Annotated in this window: 3 protein-coding genes; all 3 read left to right on the top strand. The window is 40.1% G+C overall.

What is annotated here, in order from left to right:
• Positions 1–843, top strand: an 843-nt coding sequence (locus tag Q0191_RS09045) for a hypothetical protein (RefSeq protein ID WP_297665802.1), incomplete at its 5' end; no start/stop codon positions are given.
• Between the two features lie 210 nt (positions 844–1,053).
• Positions 1,054–2,037, top strand: coding sequence for a hypothetical protein (locus Q0191_RS09040; RefSeq protein WP_297665800.1), 984 nt, complete (start codon positions 1,054–1,056; stop codon positions 2,035–2,037).
• A gap of 245 nt (positions 2,038–2,282) precedes the next feature.
• The coding region (gene metE, locus Q0191_RS09035; protein WP_297665798.1) for a 5-methyltetrahydropteroyltriglutamate--homocysteine S-methyltransferase at positions 2,283–4,365 on the top strand (2,083 nt) is incomplete at its 3' end.

Below are 4,365 nucleotides of genomic sequence, written 5' to 3'. Positions count from 1 at the left end.
GATGATTATGAAATCATTGCGGATGGTGCAGGTGCTATTGTCCATTGGACTTCAACGACTCCGGGCGAAGATAAAAAGATGGATGAGTTTGGCAATTATACTACCTATCTGAGAAGTGATCCTAAAAGTTCAAATTATATTTTGCGCCAAAATGTAAAATTAGAAGACTATCCTAAGTATTTAAGTACACGACCGTCTGGCGGTTCTTATTGGACTCTCAGTGTTTATCATATTGATGGCAATAAGCTTCAAAAAGAGGATGAACTAGATCTTTATGATACTGTAGAGAACTATGATTCTGCTTATCTCCCTAGAGAGTTAAGAGGGATTTATCGTTGGAATGGTAAGGAATACTTAGGAATAGACATTCACCATATAAATGATAGACAAGGTAGAAAAACTATTTTTCTTGATTTGAAGACAAGAAAAATTGAGGAAATAAAAAGCTGGACTGACGAGATTCTTTTACCAAAAGTTAGTCTCTTTAATTACTGGTATAGTAATGATAGTGGTATTAATACAATACCTGGTAGTAATCAATTTTCTATAAATAAAAAGGTTCTTGATAATTCTCAATTTGAGGAAAATACGTCTGCTTACAGGTTGTTAGGCAAAAAGGAGACATTGACATATATTTTAACCGCACAAAATAGTGCAGAGAAGTACAGTAAAGAAGCAAGAATTTATAGTTTATTTTTACCAAGTATTAATCCGTTTAAAAATACAACGATTCCCCCAGAACTGTCTGTTGACAGTCAGGAACATATCGTCAACTCCAAAGAAGAGTTTGACAGATACTATGATATTGAGAAGGCTAGGAAGCTGTATCATGAAATAGAATAAGAAAGGAAGAAGATAAAATATCAGACCAAGTGAGAAAATATGCCAAGGGTGAGGAAGTATTTACTAAAGATAAGAAAAGGCTTACTTTGGAAAAAATGACCCCAAAACAGCTTAAAGAGTTTGAGAATGTGATTGGAACTCTTGGGAATAATAGCGCTAGCCAGTTTGGTGAGTACCTGGATGGGACGTTTGGTAAATAGGAGACCGATTATGAAATGGACTAAAACAAAAACAGTTATTACCTTGGGAGTAGTATTACTCTCATCTTTGCTGACTTGGACTCTCTACTTCTACTACAATGAACAATATTACGGACAATTCCATAAGTATACGGGTAAAGCAAAGATTGATGATTATGAAATGATTGCGGATGGTGCAGGTGTCATTGTCCATTGGGTTTCAACAACCCCAGAAGAAGACAAGAAGATGGCTGAGTTCGGTAGTTATGCTTCTTACAAAATTGACCAAAACAGTTCTCGCTATATTCTGCGGCAGAACGTTAAACTGAAAGAGCTTCCCTATCGTCTGATGGAAAGACCATCTGACGGTGCCTATTGGACTCTTAGTGTCTATCATATCAATGACAAAAGACTTGAAGAAGAAAAGGAGATAGATCTCTACAAAGTTGTAGAGAATTACAATTCTAATTATTTACCAGCAGAGCTAGGAGGAATCTACACTTGGCAAGGTCAAGACTATTTATGGATACAAATACGAGATTTAGAGAATCCTCAGGAAACAAGGCCGCTTTTCCTTAATCTAAAGAGTAGAAAAATGGAGGAAATTGAGATTTTAGCTAAAGATTACGTGAGAAAACCTTTTATAAAGCAAGCGACTGATTGGGACCAAAAAGCAAGTGGCATTTATACCACTACTCCTGGTGGAGAAGTTTGGGTAGATAAATCCGTTTTAGGCCAGACTCAATTTGATAGTAGTTCGAAGGCTTACAAGCTTCTAGAAAAAAAAGGAACAACAGTGTATTTATTACACTCGCAGAACAGTGCAGAAGGTTTTAGTAGGGAGGCAGCTGTCTACAGTCTACTTATGCCGGATACTTTGAATGTATATGAAGCTGTGACCATTCCTCCAGAGGTGTCTGTCGACAGTCAGGAGCATATCGTCAACTCTAAAGAAGAGTTTGACAGATACTATGATATTGAAAAGGCTAAAAAGCTGTATCATGAAACAGAGTAAACAAGACAAGATATTATGGAAACCAGCGAGACTTTATTCTCGTTGGTTTTTCTTTTTCCAAGGTCATAATTTCTACCTATAGCAAACAATAATCTCAGTCAATAGTGTTGTTAAAATAGGGCTTTTGGATTGGTTGATGAAGTTGGTTATAGTTTTAGGCTATATCAAACTCTGGGAAATTCCAATTATACAGAGGGCGGATTTTCTGTTAAGATAGTTTCAACAACAATTTTTGGAGGACGTTTATGTCAACGACTATCATTGGTTTCCCTCGCTTGGGTGAATTCCGCGAATTAAAATTTACAACTGAAAAATACTTTAGAAAAGAAATCTCAGAAGAAGAACTCCTTGCAGCAGCGAAAGACTTGCGTGCGAAACACTGGAACATTGTCAAAGAAAAAGGCATCACTGAAATCCCATCAAATGACTTTTCTCACTATGACAACTTCCTAGATGCAGCTTTCCTTTTCAACGTGGTTCCTGCATCCGTTCAAAACTTGGACTTGTCTGACCTTGAGCGCTACTTTGCCTTGGCGCGTGGTTACCAGGGAGAAAAAGGGGATGTTCGTGCCCTTCCGATGAAGAAATGGTTCAACACCAACTACCACTACATCGTTCCTAAGTTTGAAAAAGACACTCAAGTAAAACTTGCAGGTCACAAGATTTTTGATGAGTTCCAAGAAGCCAAAGAACTTGGTCTTAACACTCGTCCAGTCCTTGTAGGACCATTCACTTTCCTTCAATTGTCAGACTTCGAAGAAGGCGTGAAAGCAGAAGATTTCGTAGACAGCTTTGTGGCTGCTTACCAAGAAGTTTTTGCAAAATTGGCTGAACTTGGTGCGACTCGTATCCAACTAGATGAAGCTGCTCTTGTAAAAGATTTGACAGCTGAAGAAAAAGCTCTCTTCTTGAACCTCTACAACAAGCTTTTGGCTGACAAGAAAGGTCTTGAAGTATTGCTTCAAACTTACTTTGGTGACGTTCGTGACGTCTACGCTGACCTTGTGAAATTGCCGGTAGATGCCATCGGTCTTGATTTTGTTGAAGGTAAGAAAACTCTTGAACTGGTTAAAGGTGGCTTCCCAGCTGACAAGACTCTTTATGCAGGTATTGTCAATGGTAAAAACATCTGGCGCAATAACTACGAAAAGAGCTTGGCTGTTCTTGAGCAAATCCCAGCTGAAAACATCGTATTGACAAGCTCATGCTCACTTCTTCATGTGCCATTTACAACTGCTAACGAAGAATTTGAACCAGCAATCTTGAACCACTTTGCTTTTGCGGTTGAAAAATTGGAAGAACTTCGTGACTTGGATGCTATCCGCAATGGTCAAGGTGCAGAAGCTCTTGCAGCTAACAAAGAACTCTTTGCAACTGAGCGTGTGGGTGAAAATGCAGAACTTCGTGCGCGCATCGCTGGTTTGACAGATGCTGACTACACTCGTTTGCCAGCCTTTGCAGAACGTGAAGCCATCCAAGAAGAAGCTTTCAAACTTCCAGCTCTTCCAACAACAACCATCGGTTCATTCCCTCAAACTAAGGAAGTCCGTTCCAAGCGTTTGGCTTACCGTAAGGGTGAATTGTCACAAGAAGAGTACGACGCTTTCCTTGCTGAAACGATCGATGAATGGATCAAATGGCAAGAAGAAGTTGGATTTGACGTGCTTGTACACGGTGAGTTCGAGCGTAACGACATGGTTGAGTACTTCGGTCAAAACTTGTCAGGTTACCTCTTCTCTAAGAATGGTTGGGTACAATCATACGGTATGCGTGGGGTTAAACCACCAATTATCTGGGGTGATGTCACTCGTCTCAACCCAATCACTGTGAAATGGTCTAGCTACGCACAAAGCCGTACAGACAAACCTGTCAAAGGTATGTTGACTGGACCTGTTACAATCTTGAACTGGTCATTCCCACGTGAAGACATCTCTATCAAGGATTCTACTCTTCAAATCGCTCTTGCTATCAAAGATGAAGTACTTGACCTTGAAGCTGCTGGTGTGAAAATCATCCAAATTGACGAGGCTGCTCTTCGTGAAAAATTGCCACTCCGTCGTAGCGACTGGTACGAAGACTACCTTGACTGGGCAATTCCTGCCTTCCGCTTGGTACACTCTACAGTTGCGCCAGACACTCAAATCCACACTCACATGTGTTACTCAGAATTTACAGATATCATCCCGGCTATCGACAACATGGATGCGGACGTTATTTCCTTTGAAGCCAGCCGTTCAAACCTTGAAATCTTGGACGAACTCAAAGCGAAAAATTTCCAAACAGAAGTGGGACCTGGGGTTTACGATATCCACTCACCTCGTGTGCCAA

This window comes from uncultured Streptococcus sp. (assembly GCF_938036805.1).
Lineage (GTDB): Bacteria > Bacillota > Bacilli > Lactobacillales > Streptococcaceae > Streptococcus.
Note: the sequence above shows the minus strand (reverse complement) of the source record. Positions and strands in the feature narration are given on the sequence as shown.